The organism is Streptomyces calidiresistens, assembly GCF_014141525.1.
Taxonomy (GTDB): Bacteria; Actinomycetota; Actinomycetes; order Streptomycetales; family Streptomycetaceae; genus Streptomyces; species Streptomyces calidiresistens.
Window position 1 is genome coordinate 1 of sequence record NZ_VKHS01000805.1, and the last position, 2,358, is coordinate 2,358.

2 protein-coding genes and 1 pseudogene are annotated in these 2,358 nt (G+C 73.7%); all 3 read left to right on the top strand.

The genetic code is table 11. The annotated features are described in order from the left end of the window. Positions 1-68 precede the first annotated feature (68 nt). A pseudogene (gene pdxT, locus FOE67_RS22935) lies at positions 69-650 on the top strand (pyridoxal 5'-phosphate synthase glutaminase subunit PdxT); the annotation flags it as partial. Positions 651-842: 192 nt separating this feature from the next. After that, positions 843-1,595 (top strand): YebC/PmpR family DNA-binding transcriptional regulator, encoded by a 753-nt coding sequence (locus FOE67_RS22940; protein WP_182666746.1) that lies wholly within the window; start codon positions 843-845, stop codon positions 1,593-1,595. A 347-nt stretch (positions 1,596-1,942) separates the two neighbouring features. After that, positions 1,943-2,358: crossover junction endodeoxyribonuclease RuvC (locus FOE67_RS22945; RefSeq protein ID WP_182666747.1), on the top strand; the 416-nt coding region annotated here is incomplete at its 3' end.

The following is a 2,358-nucleotide window of genomic DNA, read 5'->3' on the forward strand; positions in this document are numbered from 1 at the left end:
TCCGTTCCCCGGCCCCTCCGTGCCCGTCCCCGCCGTCCGGGGCCCCTCCCGGGAAAGGTGCGCCACCCGTGTCCACCCCCGTCATCGGTGTCCTCGCCCTCCAGGGCGATGTCCGCGAACACCTCGCCGCCCTCGACGCGGCGGGGGCCCGTGCCGTCCCGGTGCGCCGGCCCGCCGAACTGGCGGCCGTCGACGCGCTGGTGATCCCCGGCGGGGAGTCCACCACCATCTCCAAACTGGCCGAGGCCTTCGACCTGTTGGAACCGCTGCGCGAGCGGGTCGCCGCGGGAATGCCCGCCTACGGCTCCTGCGCCGGGATGATCATGCTCGCCGAGGCCATCGAGGACCCCCGCTCCGGTCAGCGCACCATCGGCGGCCTCGACATCACCGTGCGGCGCAACGCCTTCGGTCGGCAGAACGAGTCCTTCGAGGCCCCGGTCGCGATGGCCGGTGTGGCGGGCGGCCCGGTGGAGGGCGTCTTCATCCGGGCCCCGTGGGTCGAGCGGGCGGGTCCCGGGGTCGAGGTGCTGGCGGTGCACGACGGACACCCCGTGGCGGTGCGGTCCGGCGTGCTGCTGGCCACCGCCTTCCACCCCGAGCTGACCGGGGACCACCGGGTGCACGGGCTGTTCGTGGGGATGGTGCGCGACGCCCTCCCCGCTCCCGACGGCGCCGCCGCGCCCGGTGCCGGGGAGGGACCCACCGGCCCGGCGGTGATCCCCGGGCGCCGTGGATCGGGGGCCGGCGGCCGACCGGAACCGGTCCGCACGGTACCGGCCGGGTGAACGTCCGGGGGTAGTATCGGCCCGTCGGTTCGTAGGTGACATCGAAGGGGCGAGGCTGTGTCCGGCCACTCCAAGTGGGCAACCACCAAGCACAAGAAGGCCGTGATCGATGCCAAGCGCGGCAAGCTCTTCGCCAAGCTGATCAAGAACATCGAGGTCGCGGCGCGGATGGGGGGTGCCGACCCGGACGGCAACCCCACGCTGTACGACGCCATCCAGAAGGCCAAGAAGAGTTCGGTTCCCAACAAGAACATCGACAGCGCGGTCAAGCGCGGCGCGGGCCTGGAGGCGGGTGGCGCCGACTACGAGACGATCATGTACGAGGGCTACGGCCCCAACGGCGTCGCCCTGCTCATCGAGTGCCTGACCGACAACCGCAACCGGGCCGCCTCCGACGTCCGCGTCGCGATGACCCGCAACGGCGGGTCGATGGCCGACCCGGGATCGGTGTCCTACCTCTTCAACCGCAAGGGCGTGGTCATCGTCCCGCGCGGCGGGCTCACCGAGGACGACGTGCTCGCGGCGGTCCTGGAGGCCGGCGCCGAGGAGGTCAACGACCTCGGTGACACCTTCGAGGTGCTCAGCGAGGCCACCGACCTGGTGGCGGTGCGCACCGCCCTCCAGGAGGCGGGGATCGACTACGACTCCGCGGACGCCAACTTCGTCCCCACCATGCAGGTGCAGCTGGACGAGGAGGGCGCCCGGAAGATCTTCAAACTGATCGACGCCCTCGAGGACAGCGACGACGTCCAGAACGTCTTCGCCAACTTCGACGTCTCCGACGAGGTCATGGCCGCGGTCGACGCCTGACCCGTCCGCGGGACGGCACCGTTCCCGCCCGCCGTGTCGCACCGCGGACGCGGCTTCCGCACCGTCCCCCGGCGCGGAAGCCGCGTCCGCGTCCGCGCGGGGGCGTGTCATCGGCACGCCGTCATCCCTCCTCCGGGCGATTGTCGGAGGGGCGCGTTAGCCTGCCGGCAGGACCCGGCGTGTTCCGCCCGCCCCGGTGACGACCCCGACGGATCGTCGGTGGTCGCCCGGCCGGCCCCGGCCCGTCCGGTACCGGCGGCCGGCGCGGACACCGCGCGGAGGGACGAGGCGGGACATCGGAGCCCCGGGACGGCCGGGGACCGGGGCGATCAGGGGAGGACGACGGAGTGCGGGTGCTCGGAGTGGACCCGGGGCTCACCCGGTGCGGTCTCGGCGTGGTCGAGGGAGCACCGGGACGCCCCCTGCGCATGGGAGCCTTCGGCGTCGTGCGCACCCCGGCCGACGACCCGACCCCCCGGCGACTCCTGCGGATCGAGCGGGGGATGGAGGAGTGGCTGGACGAGCACCGGCCCGACTGCGTCGCCGTCGAGCGGGTCTTCAGCCAGCACAACGTCAGCACCGTCATGGGAACCGCCCAGGCCGCCGCGGTCGCCATGCTCTGCGCGGCGCGCCGGGACCTGCCGGTCGCCCTCCACACCCCCAGCGAGGTCAAGGCGGCCGTGACCGGCAGCGGCCGGGCCGACAAGGCGGGGGTCGGCGCGATGGTGACCCGGCTGCTGCGCCTCCCCGAGCCCCCCACCCC